Below are 16,320 nucleotides of genomic sequence, written 5' to 3' on the forward strand. Positions count from 1 at the left end.
GTTTTCCTTGTGCGTGGCAGGCAGCGCGCCCGCTCACTCAGTATTGTTTGATGCGGAAACCGCGCGCTTTGAGCAGTTCCAGCAGGCTATCTGGCCCCACCAGATGGGCGGCGCCCACGACCACCAGTGCCGGCTTGGGACCAGCCAGACTGACCACGCGCTCGGCCATGCCGCGGTTGCGCTGCGCCAGCAGCTTGTCGTTGAGGCGACGGCTTACCGCATCGTTGGGAATGTTCTCTTCGATCAGACGGCGCATGGCGGCCACATTGCCGTTCTGCCAGGCCACGACCATCGCCTCGAACATGGGCTTGAACTGCTGCTTGGCAATCGGCTCCAGTGCCCCCAGCAACACGGCCAGACTCTCTTCCGTACTCAACCCGTCGAGCAGGTCGAACTGGGATTTGAGGGATTCCAGCTCCACCACCTTCTTGCCGTCGGTACGCGCACGCTGCAGCAGGTGCATGTCGATACCGTTCTGTGGCTGATAACCAAGGCGCTGCATTTCCATGATCGACAGCATCAAACCCAGCAGCCAGGGCTTCATGCGGTCGGCCGCCACGCGCGGCAGGTTGATGCGCGCGAGTACGCGATCCAGCTGGCGGTTCTGTGCCGGGCTCAGCATCGCGCCCACGCTCTGGTCGGCCGGCAGCATGGCCATGGCCATCAGCGGCGCGATTGCGGTGAAGTCGGTCACATCGGCCTCGACAGCCACGGCGTCCGATTCCTTGTAGGCCGCCTCAATCGCCGGGGCCAGCGGGTACAGATCGGCGCGGCCCACATGGATGGAACCCATGAGCCATACCCGCTCGCCGTCGCGCTCGGCTTCCCACAGAAACGACTTGGCCTGCGCGGCGCTTGCCACGCCCGCCAGCAGTACCCAGAAGAACAGCAGGCGCAGCGCGCCCAGGATGCGCATCATTTGCCGACTTGCCGTTGCAGAATGTTGCTGAACTCTTCGATGAAGCTGTCGAAGCGGTTGGCCAGACGGTCCACATCGTGCGAAAAGCGGTTGTAGGCCACCACGGCCGGAATGGCGGCGAACAAGCCGATGGCCGTGGCCACCAGCGCCTCGGCAATGCCGGGTGCCACATGCGACAAGGTGGCCTGACCCACATTGGAGAGGCCGCGGAAGGAATTCATGATGCCCCACACCGTGCCCAGCAGACCTACATAGGGCGAGATGGAACCCACGGTGGCAAGGAAGTTGGTGTGCGCATCAAGGCGGTCCACCTCACGCTGGCAGGCGGCTTTCATGGCGCGGCGCGTGCCTTCCATCAGCACACCGATATCGATGCCGGCCTGACGGCGCAGCTTGAGGAATTCGGTAAAGCCAGCCTCGAAGATTTTCTCCATGCCCACGCCGTGGCCATCGCGGCTCAGCTGCTGATAGAGGGCATTGAGATCGGCCCCGCTCCAGAACGAGGACTCGAAGCTATCGGTCTTGGCCTTGGCATGACGCAGGCCGAACCACTTCACGAAGATATGCCACCACGACAGCAGCGACATCAGGAACAGGATGCCCATGACAATCTGCACCACCACACTGGCTTCGGCGATGAGGCTGAAGATGGACATGTCATTAGTCGTCAATGTTGCTTCCAACGGGGTATTCCTTGCGGGTCAGATTCCAAGATCGATGCCGACGCGACGAGCCAGACGGGCAGCGATCAGATAACAGATCACCATGACCGCCAGACTGCCGATGAAACTGGCCCAGAAAGACCAGCCACGGCGCAGCAGCAAAGGCAGTACAACAAAAAACGGCAGGCTGGGCAGCACAAACCAGAGCGTGGACCAGGACATCTCGGCCACGGCCTGCACATTGCGCTGCTCCACATACACCCACGCCAGGGCCAGCAGCGACACCAGCGGCAGCGATTTGATCAACCCGCCCCAGCCGGGGCTCCACTTGGCCACCTCGGTCACGGCCACCAGCATCAGCGCCGCCAGCACGAGTTTGATCAGGTAGTAGCTCATGCCCGCCCAGCCAAGTCGGGCATTATCGCAAAAGCCGGCATATCAGTCGCCAAACAGATCATTGCCACGGCTGGCCGGCTTGAGGCCGAAGTGTTCATACGCCAGCAAGGTCGCCATGCGCCCGCGCGGCGTACGCTGCAACAGACCCTGCTGGATCAGATACGGTTCCAGCACATCCTCGATGGTATCGGACGCCTCGCCGATCGCCGCGGCTACATTGTCGAGGCCCACCGGGCCGCCGCCGAACTTCTCGATCACGGCGGAGAGCAGCTTGCGGTCCATCACATCAAGCCCAGCATGGTCCACATCCAGCATGGTCAGCGCGGCATCGGCGGCATCGCGGGTGATGCGGCCATCGTATTTGACCTCGGCAAAGTCGCGCACGCGGCGCAGCAGGCGGTTGGCGATCCGCGGCGTACCGCGCGAGCGGCGAGCAATCTCGAAGGCGCCGTCGGCGTCGATCTCCACATTGAGCAGGCCCGCCGAGCGCGTGACGATGCGTGTCAGCTCATCGGGCGTGTAGAACTCCAGCCGCGCCACAATGCCGAAACGGTCGCGCAGCGGGTTGGTCAGCATGCCCGCGCGGGTGGTCGCGCCCACCAGCGTGAACGGCGGCAGATCGAGCTTGACCGAGCGCGCCGCCGGGCCTTCGCCGATCATGATGTCGAGCTGGAAGTCCTCCAGTGCCGGATAAAGGATTTCCTCCACCACCGGGCTCAGGCGGTGGATTTCGTCGATGAACAGCACATCGTGCGGTTCCAGATTGGTGAGCATGGCGGCCAGATCGCCAGCGCGCTCCAGCACCGGGCCCGAGGTCTGGCGCAGGTTCACGCCCAGTTCGCGGGCGATGATGTTGGCCAGGGTGGTCTTGCCCAGACCCGGCGGACCGAACAGCAGCACATGGTCGAGCGCCTCGCCGCGCTTCTTGGTGGCCTCGATGAAAATCTGCAACTGGCCACGGGCTTTTTCCTGACCCACATACTCATCGAGCTGTTTGGGCCGCAGCGCGCGCTCCAGCGCCTCTTCCTGGCTGGACTGGCGGCTAGGGGTGACAATGCGTTCGGGCGCGGCGGTAGCAAGTTTGTCGGTCTGGATCACGCTGATTCCTTGATGCGGATCGAGTTGTTACCCACCATCTCGACCCAGGCCGGCCATTTTCCGCCATAAACGGCTTCGGGCGAAAAGCTGCTGCTGTCATAGCGGGCGAGCGCAGCATCCAGATCAGCGCGCACCGCCTTGAGCGAAGCCCATTTGACCTTCTTGTGACGCGTAATGGCTGCGCGCAGCTGCTGCTCGTAATCAGCCTGGGTCAGTGGTGCGGAACGAGCGGGCTCGGTGGGTGCAGACGGTGTCGGCGCCACACCGCCATTGCCAGCCTTGGGCCGCACCATCAAGCCGTTGCGGTGGCTTTGCAGCTCGAACAGACCCGATTTGCGCAGCATGTCGGAGAGTTTGCCGAAACCATAGTTGCGCGAGTCGAATGCCGGTTGCTGCTTGTTGATCAGGCTGCCCACCTCGCCCATGCTGGCCCAGCCGTCTTCATCCAGACTGCGTGCCACCACGGCTTTGAGCAGGATTTTGACCGGCTTGTCGAAGGGCAGCAGCACACGCTGCTGGGCGGCAGGGGCCGGTGGTGCATCACGCTTGGTCTCGGCAGCGGGCTTGTTTTTGCCGCGCTTGCCCTTGGGTGTGGTGCTCGTCGCTTCCACCACGGGACGCGGTTCTTCCTCGTCGGTCAGCACTTCCACGTAAACAAAGCGGGTGCAGGCTGCCACAAAGGCCTTGGGCGTCTTCTGCTCGCCAAAACCCCAGACATGGCCACCATTCTCGCGCAGGCGGGTGGCCAGCCGGCTGAAATCGGAATCGCTGGAAACCAGGCAGAACGCGCTGTAGCGATTGGCATGCAGCAGATCCATCGCGTCGATGACCATGGCGATATCGGATGCGTTCTTGCCCTTGGTGTTCGGGTATTGCTGAATCGGCTGGATCGCAAACTCGGCACACAGCTCGCGCCATTCCTGATGGTTGGCACGGCTGAAGTCGCCATACACGCGCTTGAGCGCCAGTGTGCCCAGCGTGGCGGCCTCGGCCAGCACTGCGCGTATCCAGCGCGGCGATACATTATCGGCATCGATCAGTACGGCGACATTGCTCATGGTGTACTCCCGGGATCAACCCTTGGCCAGCGATTTGAGTGCGAGGCGGATGCCGTCGTTCACGCCCACTTCTTCGGGCAGCAGCTTGATCGCCATCTCGGCTTCTTTGCTGTTGTAACCCAGTGCCAGCAAGGCATTGGCCACATCGTCACGGGCGCTGGCGGGCCGGATGAACAAGGCATCGGCCGGCTTGGCACCCGGCGCGCTGGTACCGGCAAGCTTGCCGCGCAATTCCAGCACGAGGCGCTCGGCCGTCTTCTTGCCGATGCCGGGCACCTTGGCCAGCCGGGCGGCATCCTCGCGCTCGATGGTGCTGGCCAGCTCATCGGCCGTCATCCCCGAGAGCACAGCCAGGGCAATCTTGGGGCCGATGCCGGTAATCTTGATCAGTTGCCGGAAGGTCTCGCGCTCGCTGCGCGTGGCAAAACCGTAGAGCAGCTGGGCATCTTCGCGCACCACCATGTGCACGTACACCGAGGTCGCATCACCCGCATGCGGCAGCACATATAGCGTGGACATCGGCACATCGAGTTCATAGCCCACGCCACCCACATCGAGCAGGATTTGCGGGGGGTGCTTTTCCAGCAGGGTGCCGGTGAGTTTGCCGATCATGGGGTGTCCGTCAGCGTTGAGGAATATCGGATGATGTTTGCGTAGGGTGCAATAAGCGCAGCGCATTGCACCGAACCTGGCGCACCCAGACGAGTGAAATGATGCAATGCGCGCAGCCTTTGCACCCTACTCTACCGCTCACAGGCTGACCCATCTGCCGCGGCGGGACTTGAAACCCACATTCGCCAAACCGCCCGTCGCATGGTTGGCATGGGTCAGCGCACAGGCCAGCGCATCGGCCGCATCAGCCTGTGGCGCGCCGGCCAGATTGAGCAGGCGCTGCACCATATGGCTGACCTGTTCCTTGGCCGCATGGCCGTTGCCAACCACGGCCTGTTTGACCTGTAGCGCCGTGTACTCAGCCACCGGCAAGCCCGCCAGCACCAGCGCCGATAGCGCCGCGCCACGCGCCTGTCCCAATAGCAGGGTCGATTGCGGATTGACGTTGACGAACACCTGCTCCACCGCCGATTGCTGCGGCTGGTAGCGCTCGCAAACCTCGGCAATGCCGTCGAGCAAGACCTTGAGGCGCTCGGGCAGCGTGCCTTCGCCGGAGCGGATGCAGCCACTGGCCACATAGACGCGCTGCTGGCCCACAGCCTCGATCACGCCGAAGCCGGTGGTCCGCAAACCGGGGTCGATGCCGAGAATACGAATGGGAGTTCCTTCAAGTCGCGGTGTATCCTGCCGATTATACGTGTCCGGGCTCCAAGCACGGCGACTGAGACAAACGCCCATGGTTCGCAAATACTTTCCCAGCAACCCCAATCTGAGCCAGGAGGCCATGGCCGAGGCATTCCGGCAGGGCGGTGCCGTGCTCAGCAGCTTGCGCAGCGTGGTGTTCTCGCTGAACCTGGCTCGCGACGAACTGCTGTTCCTGTCGCAGTCGGCGTCCGAACTCTATGGTGAGCCGGTACCAGTGCTCAGCGCCCATCCCAACTTCTGGCTTGAGGCGATCCACCCCGAAGACAAACCCGCCGTGTGGCTGGGCATGGACAAAGTCGCCCAAGCTCCCGGCAGCGAAGCCGCGTTCGTCTACCGGCTCGTCGCTGCCGATGGCGACATCACCTGGGTGCAACACCACTGCCGCATTGCACACAGCGAATCCGGCCAGCCCCTGCGTTTCGACTGCCTGGTATCGCCCACCACGGCGGGCAGCGCGGCACCGCGTCGTAACGAGATCGGCAATGCCGTGTTCTCCTCGGCCGGCGATGCGCTGCTGGTGCGCGATGCCGCCACGCTCGACATCCTGGATGGCAATGCCGCCATGCTGGCCATGCTCGCCTGCTCGCGCGCCGAACTGCTGCGCCAGAAACTGGTGGATTTTTCGGCTGTGACCGAGGGCTTTGATGCCAGGCTTGAAGCCAGCCATATCAGCGCCGCCCGTCGCGGCCAGCCGCAACGTTACGACTGGCTACTGGTGCCACGCGAAGGCGAACCCCGCTGGGTCGAGGCAATGACTACCCCGCTCAGGCACGCCGACCGCGACTGCGTGCTCACCATCCTGCGCGATACCGACCAGCGCCAACGCGAGCATGAGCGCCAGATACTGGCGACCGAACTGGTCGAGCGCAGCCGCGATGCCATGGCCTGGGCCGACCCGGCCGGGCAGCTCCAGCGCATCAACCCGGCGGGTCACGAATGGCTGCGCATCGGCGAAGAGGCGGTACACGATCTTTTTCTGACCGATCTGCTACCCGCCTGGGCGCAACCTCACTTTCTGCAGACCTGCCTGCCCCTGGCCACCAAGGACGGCGTATGGCGCGGCGAGATGGCCTTGGTCAGCCGCGACGGGCGCAACCTGCCTGTGATGCTGACCCTGATCGCCCACAAGCGCGGTGGTGCACTCAAGGGCTACAGCGTGATCGCGCAGGATATCGGCCCCTGGCGGCTCAGCGAGCAGCGTTTCAAGCGCGACAAGGAAGCACTTGAAGCGGACATGCTGATGAAGGAAAAGCTGCTGGAGAATGTGAGCGGCGGGCTCACCGCACCGCTGGACCAGCTGCGCCAGATCGTGCAGATCCTGGAGCGCAACCCGGCCGATGTGGAGCGTGCATTGCCCCATCTCAAGCGCGCGGTCGAGCAGGCGCGCCGGCTGGTGGGGGCCACCAGCGAATTCCTCAAGGCCGGGGCCCAGCGCGATCTGCCGCCTTAAGACTCGGGCGGGCCATCGGGCCAGAAGCCGCCTTGCATCGCACCATGGTGGTTACCTGATTCCCGCGCGCGCCGGTGCAACGCACCCCGCCGTTTATACATTGCGGGTCATACGCCCCGGCCGCCTTGTTCGCCCTATTGCGACGTTGCCGCCGACGACTGCAAATCGCCACGCGCAAACGTCCAGGCGCGGGTGATCGAGAGGATATCGGCTGGCTTGCCCTGCGCATCGAGTATGCCGCGCGGCAAGGCCGGGAACGGAGCCGCCATCTTGAGGATGCGCTTGGCCGCAGCATCGAGTTCGGGATTGCCGGATGAGTGGTCGATGCTGATCGCGCCGATGGCACCGTCGGCGTGGATTTCCACCGTGATCAACAACTTGCCCGACAGACGCTCACCCCGGCCGCTGGTCGGGTAATTGAGTGTGCCGATACGCTCAACCTTGATGCGCCAGTCATCCACATAGCGTGCTTCAACCACCCCGCGTGCCCGCGCGCCGACAAAGGCCTTGCGCGGCCGGCTCTGGTAGGCCGACAGCTCACGGGCAATCTCGCCCTCCATGCGCGCGATCTCGCTGGCCTGCTTGCGCAGCGCGTCGGTTTCGAGCGGATTGTCATTGGGCGAGGGCTTGGGTTTCTGCGCTTCGGCGATCAGCTTCGCCCCCTCTCTGGAGGCCTCCAGCAGCTTGCGCAAGCGGGTTTCCTGCTCGGTGACGCGCTTGCTGGCCTGCATCAGCTCGTGACTGGGCGATACCACGTCTTGTGCGGGCAAGGGCGTCTTGATGCGCTCGTTGAGGCGATCCGTGTTGCCGCCACCATCGAGGTTGGCCTGCGCAAGCACGTCGGGCTTGACCGGTACGGTCTTGGCACGCGCGTTGACCAGCACCACTTCCATCGGCAGGCGATTGAACAGCGTGCGCGGATCGGGCGGCTCAAAACGGACGAGGGCAATCACAACGACGTGCGTCAGCACCGACAAGCTGACGGCGACGATGAAGGGGCGATTGCTGGAAGGGCGTATTTCGAGGGTCGGAGTAGACATCGGAGCGGGGTGAAACCGGTCGCGGGGCAGTGTAGCACGCCGTCTTGGACGGCTCGCCCGCTCGTTTGCATCGCCCGCAGGGCAGGTCTAAGATCGTTCCCAACAACCAACACTTCCCCCGGAGACCCACCATGAAGCTGCTTCCGCTTGCCCTGTTTGCCGGCCTTGCCCTGAGTGCCCATGCTGCGCCTGATGGCCTGGCCTTGGCCACCAAGAACAATTGCATGGCCTGTCACCAGGTAGCCACCAAGGTCGTGGGCCCCTCTTACAAGGATGTGGCCAAGAAATATGCAGCCCAGAAAAACGCCGAGGCCATGTTGATCGGCAAGATCAAGAAGGGCGGCTCGGGTACCTGGGGGCCGGTACCGATGCCACCACAGACCGCCAGCGAAGCAGATTTGAAGGTAATCGTGAAGTGGATTCTGTCGCAGAAGTAAGCAGCAAGGCGGCTTGCCGGCCAGCCTGTGTGGCATGGCCGGCCACTGTCGCATTATGACGGTTGCAAGAGCAGGGTCAGCCCGTTAAGCTCGCGCCCCAATTTGGGAGGCATGTCCGGCCAGACCGGCTGCCAGACCCTCAACCAGCGTGGAGGAGCCAGCATGGCCAAGAAGCTCACCGAGGAAGACATCCTCAAATGGCAGGGCGACGACTACATGAACGAGGATCACCTCGCGTTCTTCCGCCAACGCCTGCTCGACATGAAGGCTGAACTGCTCGCCAACGCAACAGCCACCAGCCAGCATCTGCAAGAACAGGAAGCGACGCCCGATCCTGCCGACCGCGCCACGCTGGAAGAAGAGTACGCGCTGGAACTGCGTACCCGCGACCGCGAGCGCAAGCTGCTGGCCAAGATCGATTCCATGGTCAAGCGCATCGACGAAGGCGACTACGGTTACTGCGACGACACCGGCGAACCCATCGGTCTCGCCCGCCTGCTGGCCCGCCCGACGGCCACGCTGAGCGTGGAAGCGCAGGAGCGCCGTGAGCGGATGAAAAAGCAGTACGCCGACTGAGCGTCTGACGGTATTCGCAGCACCCACACAGCCGCCGGCCATGACCGGCGGTTTTGTTTTTTTGCTATCGCAATGGTGGCAAGCGCCAGCGGCGCAATCCCCACCAGAGCATGCCCGCCAGCACCAGCAAGCCAGCCTGCAGGCCGATTCGCGCCCAGGCGGAGCCATAGGCATCGCCACCATAGGCCAGCTGCCGCCACAGCGTGCTCAGCAGGCTGTAGGCCGCTATCGCCGCCAGCAGCAAGGCGGCCAGCGAGGTCAGCCAGGCCAGCACGCGCTGCAATGCCTGCAGAATCCGCGACCTTGTCCCTGTTTTCATATTCAGCCTGCCTATCAAACCCATCAAGCAAAGTTATTTGCACCGCAACACGGCTTACCCTTACCCTAGATTTCCCCGTACTAGCCAACCGAATATCCAGACCATGCTGTTCCAGACCGACGACGTCCGCATCAAGGAAATCAAGGAGTTGCTTCCCCCTATCGCCGCGCTGGAAAAGTTTCCGGTCAGCGAGGTTGCAACCACCACCACATACGAAACCCGCCAGGCGATCCACCGCATCCTGGCTGGCGAAGACGACCGCCTGCTCGTGGTCGTCGGCCCGTGTTCGATCCACGACCCCGAAGCCGCGCTCGATTATGGCCGCCGCCTGCTGGCGCTGCGCGAAGAACTGAGCCGCGACCTGATCATCGTGATGCGCGTGTATTTTGAAAAGCCGCGCACCACCGTAGGCTGGAAGGGCCTGATCAACGACCCGCATCTGGATGGCAGCTTCGATATCAACAACGGCCTGCGCATTGCCCGCAAGCTGCTGCTGGACCTGAACGACATGGGGATGCCCGCCGCCACCGAATTCCTCGACATGATCACACCGCAATACTATGCGGATCTGATCAGCTGGGGCGCGATCGGCGCACGTACCACCGAATCGCAGGTGCACCGCGAGCTGGCCTCGGGCCTCTCCAGCCCGGTCGGCTTCAAGAACGGCACCGATGGCAACCTCAAGATCGCCGTCGATGCGATCCGCGCCGCCAGCGTGCCGCACCACTTCCTCTCGGTGACCAAGTTCGGCCACTCGGCTATTGTCGCCACCGGCGGCAACCCCGATTGCCACGTGATCCTGCGGGGCGGCAAGACACCCAATTACAGCGCCGAATTCGTGGATGCCGCGGTCAAGGAACTCGCCGCCGCCGGCCTGCCGGAAAAGGTGATGGTGGATTTCAGCCACGCCAACAGCAGCAAGGATTACCGCCGTCAGTCGATCGTGGGTCAGGACGTGGCCGGGCAGATTGCCGCCGGCAACCAGGCGATTTTCGGCGTGATGGTCGAAAGCCATCTCGTTGAGGGTCGCCAGGACCTCGTCGAGGGCAAGCCGCTGCAATACGGCTGCAGTATCACCGATGCCTGCCTGGGCTGGGATGACAGCGTGACCCTGCTGCGTGGACTCGCAGCTGCCGTGGCAGAGCGCCGCAAGGCACGCTGATGCCCGACACCACCACGCACCTGGTTTGTGCACCCGATGACCTGGCCACGGTGGCCACGGTTATCGAATGGCTCGCGCATCCAGGTGCGACGGTGCTGACGGACACCCCGCTGGTGCGGCTGTCGCTCGCCAGCGGTGATCTGCTGGTGCCGGCACCCATGGCGGGTGTCGTTACCGAGCACTGCGTCGTGGTCGGCGAAGTCATCGTCGCCAACGACCTGATCGCCATGATCGAAGCCGAAGAGCCCCATTTCGGCAACCTGATGGTGGCCGCTGACGATGCAGCCGCCAATCTGTCCGTACCCGCCTGCAAGCTCGTCCACCCCGAGACGCCACCAAGCAGCGTCAGCCCCGAGGCACTGGCCCTGTGTGCCGCGCTGGGCCTGGCACCCGCCGAGGTCCCGCGCCAGGGGGCCGCGCTGGAGCGCCCGGATGTGGAACGGCATGCACGTGCCGAGCTCCGCCTGCTGGCCAGCTTGCGGCAACTTATCGGCCGCTGAACCAGTACGGATGCATCGATCTGGTACGCCCGACCATTCCCTGATGTTATGGCGCGGCACTGGGCCGGCATTGGCGCGGCTGCGCCAGTGGTCCTAGAGTGGGCTTAACCCCAGCTCACAAAGCCCTCTCGATGTTGCGCACCGAAACCCCCAGCACCGTACACGCCGATCTCGACCAGTACGACGATGCGGCCCTGCTGTCCGCGTTCATCCATGACCAGCATCAGGCCGTCGATGCCGTCCAGGCGGCCAGCGGCGCACTGGCGCAAGCACTGACACTCGCCCTGCCGCGCATGTTGCGCGGCGGCCGGCTGATCTATGTGGGTGCGGGCACCTCGGGACGACTGGGCGTGCTCGACGGCGTGGAGCTGCTGCCAACCTTCTCCTGGCCCAATGAACGCGCGCTGGCCGTGCTGGCAGGTGGTCGCGACGCCATGTTCGTTGCCGTTGAAGGCGCCGAAGACAATCGCGAACAAGGTGCCGCCGATCTGCTGGCCCATCAGCCCACGGCAGACGATGTGGTGCTCCTGCTGGCGGCATCCGGCGCCACGCCCTATGTGCTGGGTGCGCTGCATGCTGCCCGCAACTGCGGTGCGCTGACGGTTGGCTTTGCCAACAATCCCGACGCACCGGTCGCCCGCGAGGCCGAAGTCGGCGTCACGCTAGATACCGGCCCCGAAGTGATTTCCGGCAGCACCCGGCTCAAGGCCGGCACCTCGCAGAAGATCGCCCTGAACACCTTTTCGAGCGCCCTGATGGTCCGGCTCAACAAGGTCTACGGCAACCTGATGGTCGATCTCAAGGCCACCAATGCCAAGCTGCGTCGGCGCGCCATCGCCCTGACCACGCTGGCCAGCGGGGCTAGCGAGCAGGAAGCCGAAACCATGCTCAAGGCCTGTGATCACCACGTCAAACTGGCGATTGTGGCGCTGCGTCTGAATCTCTCCCCCGATGCGGCACGCGTCCGTCTGGACGCCACGCAGGGCAGCGTCCGGCTGGCATTGGCGTCGTCCGGCCGGTAACGCTCGGGAACGCGAGCGCCTGCGCCTTGCCCAAACCGTCTCCATCCCCCGCTGCCGCTCTCCAAGTACGGCGGGATTCTCGACAGGGTGCCCTCGGGTACCCTGTTTTTTCTTGGTCAGCTACGCAGCCCGAGCGGGAGCTGCGCTACAGTCTGGCCTTGTCTGCTGCCTGACCTCGCTCAAACATGCCTACCGTCCGTATTGCCGCCACCGCCAGTCGTCTACCCATGGCCCTGTTTGCGGGCCTGCTCCTGCTGGCCGGATGCGCCACGCCGCCAGTACCAACCGCCATGCCTGGCGCGCCCGCCGCGGCGCCCAACCGGGTGGACACGCCGACGCCACCGCCCGCGCCACGCGAATTCCGCGCCGCATGGGTATCGACCGTGGCCAATATCGACTGGCCCAGCAAGCCGGGATTGAGCAGCGAGCAACAACAGGCCGAGGCACTGGCCATACTGGACAGCGCCGTCGCGACCAATCTCAACGCACTGGTCCTGCAGGTGCGCCCCACCGCCGATGCGATCTACCCCTCGCCGTTCGAACCCTGGTCCGAATACCTGAGCGGCGAACAGGGCAAGGCACCGCAACCACTGTATGACCCGCTGGCATTCTGGGTAGAAGAGGCGCACAAGCGCGGCATCGAGCTGCATGCCTGGTTCAACCCTTACCGCGCACGGCACGCCAATGCCAAGAGCCCGGCCGCCGCGACCCATATCAGCAAGACCCACCCGCAACTTGTCAAAAGTTATGGCGATTATCTGTGGATGGACCCGGGCGAGGCCGCCGCTGAACAACGTGCGCTCGACGTGATTACCGATGTCGTGCGCCGCTACGACCTCGACGGTGTGCATATCGATGACTATTTCTATCCCTACCCGGTCAACGCCGCCAATGGCAGTGAAGTCCCCTTTCCCGACGAGCCCAGCTGGCAGCGTTATGTGGCCGGCGGCGGCAAGCTGGCCCGCGATGACTGGCGCCGCGATAACGTCAATCGCCTGATCGAGCACCTGTACCGTGCTGTGCATGCGGTCAAACCTTGGGTCAAGGTAGGTGTGAGCCCCTTTGGTCTGGGCAAGCCCGATCGCCGTGCACCCGGTCTGGTCGGCTTCAGCCAGTACGACAAACTCTATGCCGATGCCGAGCTGTGGCTGCGCGAAGGCTGGCTGGATTATCTGGCACCGCAGCTGTATTGGGCGATTGACCCGCCGCAGCAGGCCTTCCCCGTCCTGCTGGCAGGCTGGGACAAGGAAAACGTCAAACGCCGTCACCTCTGGCCCGGCCTGTACACCAGCGCCCTCACCGGCTCCAACCGCAGCTGGCCGGCCGAGGAAATTCTCCGCCAGATCGAACTGAGCCGCGCCCAGCCAGGTGCCAGCGGCCAGATCCACTTCAGCATGATCGCGCTGCTACAGGATCGCAAAGGCATACGCAGCCAGCTGCAACAGGGCTTGTACGCCGAGGCAGCGCTGGTCCCGGCCAGCCCCTGGCTGGATGCCACTGCACCGCTGGCCCCGTGGCTGACACCTGTCTGCGAAGCCGGACAGGCCCGTGCCAGCGCGCTGCAGGTACGCGCCGCACCGGGCAAGCCGGCCGTTCGCTTTGCGATATGGCGCATGCAAGATCACGTATGGCGCTTTGACTCGGTGCCGGCAAACCAGACCACCGTCAGCGCCCTTGGCGCGAGCCGGGTCTCGGTTACCGCAGTAGATCGGGTGGGCAATGAAAGCGCACCCACCCAGCTTGAGCTGGATTGTCCCGCACCGGCACCCCTGCCACGGGCAGACCATTCCAAAGGGTTATGACCTGAGCGCAAGCCAGCATTGGTGAGGCACTCCGGGCGTAGCTTAGGCTTGGATGGTCAACAACAAAGCAGGCAGAGTTTTCATGCGCGAGGTTTGCGTTATCGGCGGAGGTGTCGTGGGCGTGAGCAGCGCCTGGTATCTCGCTGAGGCCGGGTTCAAGGTCAGTCTGCTGGAGCGCGCCGCTACCGTGGGTACGGGCGCAAGCTACCTCAACGGTGGCCAGCTGAGTTACCGCTATGTGGCGCCGCTGGCCGATGCGGGCGTGCCCGCCAAGGCACTGGGCTGGCTGATGGACCGTGACGGGCCCTTGCGTTTCAGGCCCTCGTTCGACATGGACCAGTGGATCTGGCTGATGCGCTTCCTGCAGCGCTGCCATGGCCAGGCCAATCGCGAGACCACCGCCAAGCTCGCCCGTCTGGGTGAACTCAGCAAGGCCAGCATCGGCGCCCTGATCAACGAACATCAGCTGCCCGATTTCGACTGGAAAGAAGCCGGCAAGCTGGTGGTCTACCGCACCGAATCCATCTTCCGCAAAGCTGTACGCAGCACCGGCACCCATCCCGAGCAACAGGTCTTCAATGCCGCCGAATGTCTGCAGGCGGAACCCGTGCTCGCCTCTCTGGCGGATCGCCTGCAAGGTGGCATCTACACCCGCGACGAGGCCGTGGCCGATTGCCAAGGCTTCTGCCTGGCGCTGATGAGCAAGCTGCGCCAGCACCCCAATTTTGCCGGCATGATCAATGACGAAGCGACCGGTTTCCGCCACAACCCGCATGGCCGACTGGTGCTGCAAACCCGCTCGGGCCATCACGAGGCCGAGTCCTATGTGCTGGCCGCGGGCATCCAGAGCCGCCATCTGGCCCGCAGCCTGGGCCTGCGCCTGCCCATTTACCCACTCAAGGGCTATAGCCTGACCGCGCCGATCAACGGCGTGCACACGCCGCCCGCTGCCAGCATTACCGACTTTGAGCGCAAGATCCTCTACGCACGGATCGGTGATCGTCTGCGCATCGCCGCCATGGTCGATCTGGTCGGTGAAGATGAACGTATCGACCCGGCACGGATCGATACCCTGATGCGACAGGCGCGTGCCGACATGCCGCTCGCTGGGGATTATGGCCGCGCCATTCCCTGGGCAGGCCTGCGCCCCGCAACACCGGATGGCGCCCCCATCGTGGGCAAGACGCCGGTACCGGGTCTCTGGTTCAATCTGGGCCACGGCCCGCTGGGCTTCACCTTTGCCACCGGCACCGCACGCATACTGGCAGCCGAAATGCTTGGCAAACCCAGCCCATTGGCAGACGACAGCTTCACATGGAAAAACCACTGAACCACATCGCCCTCGCCCAAGCCTTGCGGGATATCGTCCGCAAGGTCGATCTGGGCGGGGTGCGCGATAGCCTGCTGGATGGCGCCCCGGTGCGCCACCACCCCAGCCTCGATCTGGCCGTGATCGCTTTTCCGGAGCAGGGCGCACCTGTCTGGGCCAATGTGCTGTTCTCCCGCGAATACCCGGACGGGCTGATCGGCGAGATCCCTGCCGATGGCGCCTCGCTCGCGAATGTGCATTTCCTCGCCGACCAGACCGATGCCGCGCGCAACTGCATCGTCTGGGCGCCGGATAGCCATTGGGACCAACTGAACTGGACCACGCTGGCAGGCACCGGGCCACATCGCCACGTGGCCCCCTATCCGGCCAGCCTGCTCAAGGTCATGGTCGCTGTGGGCGTCTGCCGCTTGCTCGATACCGGCCGTTACGACTGGTCGCAGCCCTGGGTATATGGCGAGCAAACCCAGACCATCGCTGCCTGGTGCGACGCCATGATCGTCACCAGCAACAATGACGCCACCTCGGCCATGGTCGCCTTGCTGCATCATGCCGGCCTGATCACCCGCGACGCCAGCGGCGAAGTACACAACGGTCTCAATACCCTGTTCAGCCAGCTGGGACTGCCCACCCTGCAACTCAACAACACCAAGGCCGACGGTGGCTGGCGCAATGGCGACGGTGCCGGTGTAGGCCATCTGCACATGACCGCCTGGGACAGTGCACGCCTGCTCTGGTTATTGCTGGATACCCTGCCGGCCGCCCCCTGGCTGCCTGCCAGCACCACCGCACCGCTGTCACCCGCTAGCCGCGCGCGCTTCTGGGGCTGGATGCAGGATCAGGCACTGCACGAAATCCTCTCGTCTACGGCCTTGGCCGGCGTGGCCGGCTGGCAGCGCGGCATACCGGCGCAGCTGCCGACGCGCTGGATCCAGTCCGATGGCAGCGTGCGGGCCGACGACTATGACTTCCCTGCTGATGTACGCCCCGAAAACGCCCGTGCGACCGTCCGATTTGCCCACAAGACCGGCACCACCGAGAATTACGTATCGGATGCCGGCTGGGTAGAAGGCAAGGGGGGTCGCCGTTACCTGATTGCCCTGCTGACGAATCTGGGTACCCGCTATGCACCCGATGCCGTCTGCGCCACCGATTGGCGCATTCCGCAAATCGGTGCTGCCGTCGATACCTGGCTGAAGCAGCATCTGGAATAACCCGGGCGCCGTCACACGGTC

At 64.1% G+C, this 16,320-nt stretch carries 18 protein-coding genes; 9 read left to right on the forward strand and 9 right to left on the reverse strand.

The features are described from left to right. Nucleotides 1-37: 37 nt before the first annotated feature. From O9X62_RS03990 to ruvC, 7 genes are all read right to left on the reverse strand, one after another. Nucleotides 38-919, reverse strand: a complete 882-nt coding sequence (locus O9X62_RS03990; RefSeq protein ID WP_269531469.1) for a TraB/GumN family protein — start codon at nt 917-919, stop codon at nt 38-40. After that, nucleotides 916-1,575 (reverse strand): protein TolQ, encoded by a 660-nt coding sequence (tolQ, locus tag O9X62_RS03995; protein ID WP_269531470.1) that lies wholly within the window; start codon nt 1,573-1,575, stop codon nt 916-918. The genes O9X62_RS03990 and tolQ overlap by 4 nt, the downstream gene beginning before the upstream one ends. Before the next feature lie 45 nt (nt 1,576-1,620). Beyond that, nucleotides 1,621-1,977, reverse strand: coding sequence for a DUF3147 family protein (locus O9X62_RS04000; RefSeq protein ID WP_269531471.1), 357 nt, complete (start codon nt 1,975-1,977; stop codon nt 1,621-1,623). A gap of 42 nt (nt 1,978-2,019) precedes the next feature. After that, on the reverse strand, nt 2,020-3,075 hold the full coding sequence (ruvB, locus tag O9X62_RS04005; RefSeq protein WP_269531472.1) for a Holliday junction branch migration DNA helicase RuvB: 1,056 nt from the start codon (nt 3,073-3,075) through the stop codon (nt 2,020-2,022). Next, entirely contained in the window at nt 3,072-4,133 is a 1,062-nt protein-coding gene (locus O9X62_RS04010) for an NYN domain-containing protein (RefSeq protein ID WP_269531473.1), read from the reverse strand. The genes ruvB and O9X62_RS04010 overlap by 4 nt, the downstream gene beginning before the upstream one ends. Before the next feature lie 15 nt (nt 4,134-4,148). Next, a complete protein-coding gene (gene ruvA / locus O9X62_RS04015; protein WP_269531474.1) occupies nt 4,149-4,745 on the reverse strand; it encodes a Holliday junction branch migration protein RuvA in 597 nt (198 codons plus the stop codon). 138 nt (nt 4,746-4,883) lie between these two features. After that, nucleotides 4,884-5,402: a crossover junction endodeoxyribonuclease RuvC gene (ruvC, locus tag O9X62_RS04020; protein ID WP_269531849.1), complete on the reverse strand. Its 519-nt coding sequence runs from the start codon at nt 5,400-5,402 to the stop codon at nt 4,884-4,886. Nucleotides 5,403-5,481: 79 nt separating this feature from the next. Between ruvC and O9X62_RS04025 the strand changes: the two genes are divergently transcribed. Beyond that, on the forward strand, nt 5,482-6,900 hold the full coding sequence (locus tag O9X62_RS04025) for a PAS domain-containing protein (protein ID WP_269531475.1): 1,419 nt from the start codon (nt 5,482-5,484) through the stop codon (nt 6,898-6,900). Nucleotides 6,901-7,034: 134 nt separating this feature from the next. Here O9X62_RS04025 and O9X62_RS04030 read toward each other — a convergent pair whose 3' ends face one another. After that, a complete protein-coding gene (locus O9X62_RS04030) occupies nt 7,035-7,940 on the reverse strand; it encodes an energy transducer TonB (RefSeq protein WP_269531476.1) in 906 nt (301 codons plus the stop codon). A 131-nt stretch (nt 7,941-8,071) separates the two neighbouring features. Between O9X62_RS04030 and O9X62_RS04035 the strand changes: the two genes are divergently transcribed. After that, entirely contained in the window at nt 8,072-8,377 is a 306-nt protein-coding gene (locus O9X62_RS04035; protein WP_269531477.1) for a c-type cytochrome, read from the forward strand. 162 nt (nt 8,378-8,539) lie between these two features. After that, entirely contained in the window at nt 8,540-8,953 is a 414-nt protein-coding gene (dksA, locus tag O9X62_RS04040; protein WP_269531478.1) for an RNA polymerase-binding protein DksA, read from the forward strand. A gap of 64 nt (nt 8,954-9,017) precedes the next feature. On the opposite strand, the gene O9X62_RS04045 is transcribed toward dksA, so the two are convergent. Beyond that, complete coding sequence (locus O9X62_RS04045) at nt 9,018-9,272, reverse strand: hypothetical protein (protein ID WP_269531479.1); 255 nt, start codon at nt 9,270-9,272, stop codon at nt 9,018-9,020. 103 nt (nt 9,273-9,375) lie between these two features. Between O9X62_RS04045 and aroG the strand changes: the two genes are divergently transcribed. From aroG to O9X62_RS04075, 6 genes are all read left to right on the forward strand, one after another. After that, the gene (gene aroG / locus O9X62_RS04050) at nt 9,376-10,434 is read left to right on the forward strand and encodes a 3-deoxy-7-phosphoheptulonate synthase AroG (protein WP_269531480.1); all 1,059 of its coding nucleotides are present in this window, start codon (nt 9,376-9,378) and stop codon (nt 10,432-10,434) included. Further along, entirely contained in the window at nt 10,434-10,934 is a 501-nt protein-coding gene (locus tag O9X62_RS04055; RefSeq protein ID WP_269531481.1) for a biotin/lipoyl-containing protein, read from the forward strand. The genes aroG and O9X62_RS04055 overlap by 1 nt, the downstream gene beginning before the upstream one ends. Nucleotides 10,935-11,065: 131 nt before the next feature. After that, a complete protein-coding gene (locus O9X62_RS04060; protein ID WP_269531482.1) occupies nt 11,066-11,956 on the forward strand; it encodes an N-acetylmuramic acid 6-phosphate etherase in 891 nt (296 codons plus the stop codon). Between the two features lie 185 nt (nt 11,957-12,141). Beyond that, nucleotides 12,142-13,758, forward strand: a complete 1,617-nt coding sequence (locus tag O9X62_RS04065) for a glycoside hydrolase family 10 protein (RefSeq protein WP_269531483.1) — start codon at nt 12,142-12,144, stop codon at nt 13,756-13,758. A gap of 82 nt (nt 13,759-13,840) precedes the next feature. Continuing rightward, nucleotides 13,841-15,088, forward strand: coding sequence for a D-amino acid dehydrogenase (locus O9X62_RS04070; protein ID WP_269531484.1), 1,248 nt, complete (start codon nt 13,841-13,843; stop codon nt 15,086-15,088). Then, complete coding sequence (locus O9X62_RS04075) at nt 15,073-16,299, forward strand: serine hydrolase (RefSeq protein ID WP_269531485.1); 1,227 nt, start codon at nt 15,073-15,075, stop codon at nt 16,297-16,299. Before O9X62_RS04070 ends, O9X62_RS04075 begins: the two co-directional genes overlap by 16 nt. Nucleotides 16,300-16,320 lie beyond the last annotated feature (21 nt).

This window comes from Chitinimonas sp. BJYL2, from assembly GCF_027257935.1.
Lineage (GTDB): Bacteria > Pseudomonadota > Gammaproteobacteria > Burkholderiales > Chitinimonadaceae > Chitinimonas.

What these genes read in the sequence shown, in the direction of transcription:
- O9X62_RS04065 (WP_269531483.1), top strand. Translation starts at nt 12,142, where the DNA reads ATGCCTACCGTCCGTATTGCCGCCACCGCCAGTCGTCTACCCATGGCC.
- O9X62_RS04070 (WP_269531484.1), top strand. Translation starts at nt 13,841, where the DNA reads ATGCGCGAGGTTTGCGTTATCGGCGGAGGTGTCGTGGGCGTGAGCAGC.
- aroG (WP_269531480.1), top strand. Translation starts at nt 9,376, where the DNA reads ATGCTGTTCCAGACCGACGACGTCCGCATCAAGGAAATCAAGGAGTTG.
- tolQ (WP_269531470.1), bottom strand. Translation starts at nt 1,575, where the DNA reads ATGTCCATCTTCAGCCTCATCGCCGAAGCCAGTGTGGTGGTGCAGATT.
- O9X62_RS03990 (WP_269531469.1), bottom strand. Translation starts at nt 919, where the DNA reads ATGATGCGCATCCTGGGCGCGCTGCGCCTGCTGTTCTTCTGGGTACTG.
- ruvA (WP_269531474.1), bottom strand. Translation starts at nt 4,745, where the DNA reads ATGATCGGCAAACTCACCGGCACCCTGCTGGAAAAGCACCCCCCGCAA.
- O9X62_RS04000 (WP_269531471.1), bottom strand. Translation starts at nt 1,977, where the DNA reads ATGAGCTACTACCTGATCAAACTCGTGCTGGCGGCGCTGATGCTGGTG.
- O9X62_RS04035 (WP_269531477.1), top strand. Translation starts at nt 8,072, where the DNA reads ATGAAGCTGCTTCCGCTTGCCCTGTTTGCCGGCCTTGCCCTGAGTGCC.
- O9X62_RS04045 (WP_269531479.1), bottom strand. Translation starts at nt 9,272, where the DNA reads ATGAAAACAGGGACAAGGTCGCGGATTCTGCAGGCATTGCAGCGCGTG.
- O9X62_RS04030 (WP_269531476.1), bottom strand. Translation starts at nt 7,940, where the DNA reads ATGTCTACTCCGACCCTCGAAATACGCCCTTCCAGCAATCGCCCCTTC.
- O9X62_RS04075 (WP_269531485.1), top strand. Translation starts at nt 15,073, where the DNA reads ATGGAAAAACCACTGAACCACATCGCCCTCGCCCAAGCCTTGCGGGAT.
- O9X62_RS04060 (WP_269531482.1), top strand. Translation starts at nt 11,066, where the DNA reads ATGTTGCGCACCGAAACCCCCAGCACCGTACACGCCGATCTCGACCAG.
- O9X62_RS04010 (WP_269531473.1), bottom strand. Translation starts at nt 4,133, where the DNA reads ATGAGCAATGTCGCCGTACTGATCGATGCCGATAATGTATCGCCGCGC.
- dksA (WP_269531478.1), top strand. Translation starts at nt 8,540, where the DNA reads ATGGCCAAGAAGCTCACCGAGGAAGACATCCTCAAATGGCAGGGCGAC.
- O9X62_RS04055 (WP_269531481.1), top strand. Translation starts at nt 10,434, where the DNA reads ATGCCCGACACCACCACGCACCTGGTTTGTGCACCCGATGACCTGGCC.
- O9X62_RS04025 (WP_269531475.1), top strand. Translation starts at nt 5,482, where the DNA reads ATGGTTCGCAAATACTTTCCCAGCAACCCCAATCTGAGCCAGGAGGCC.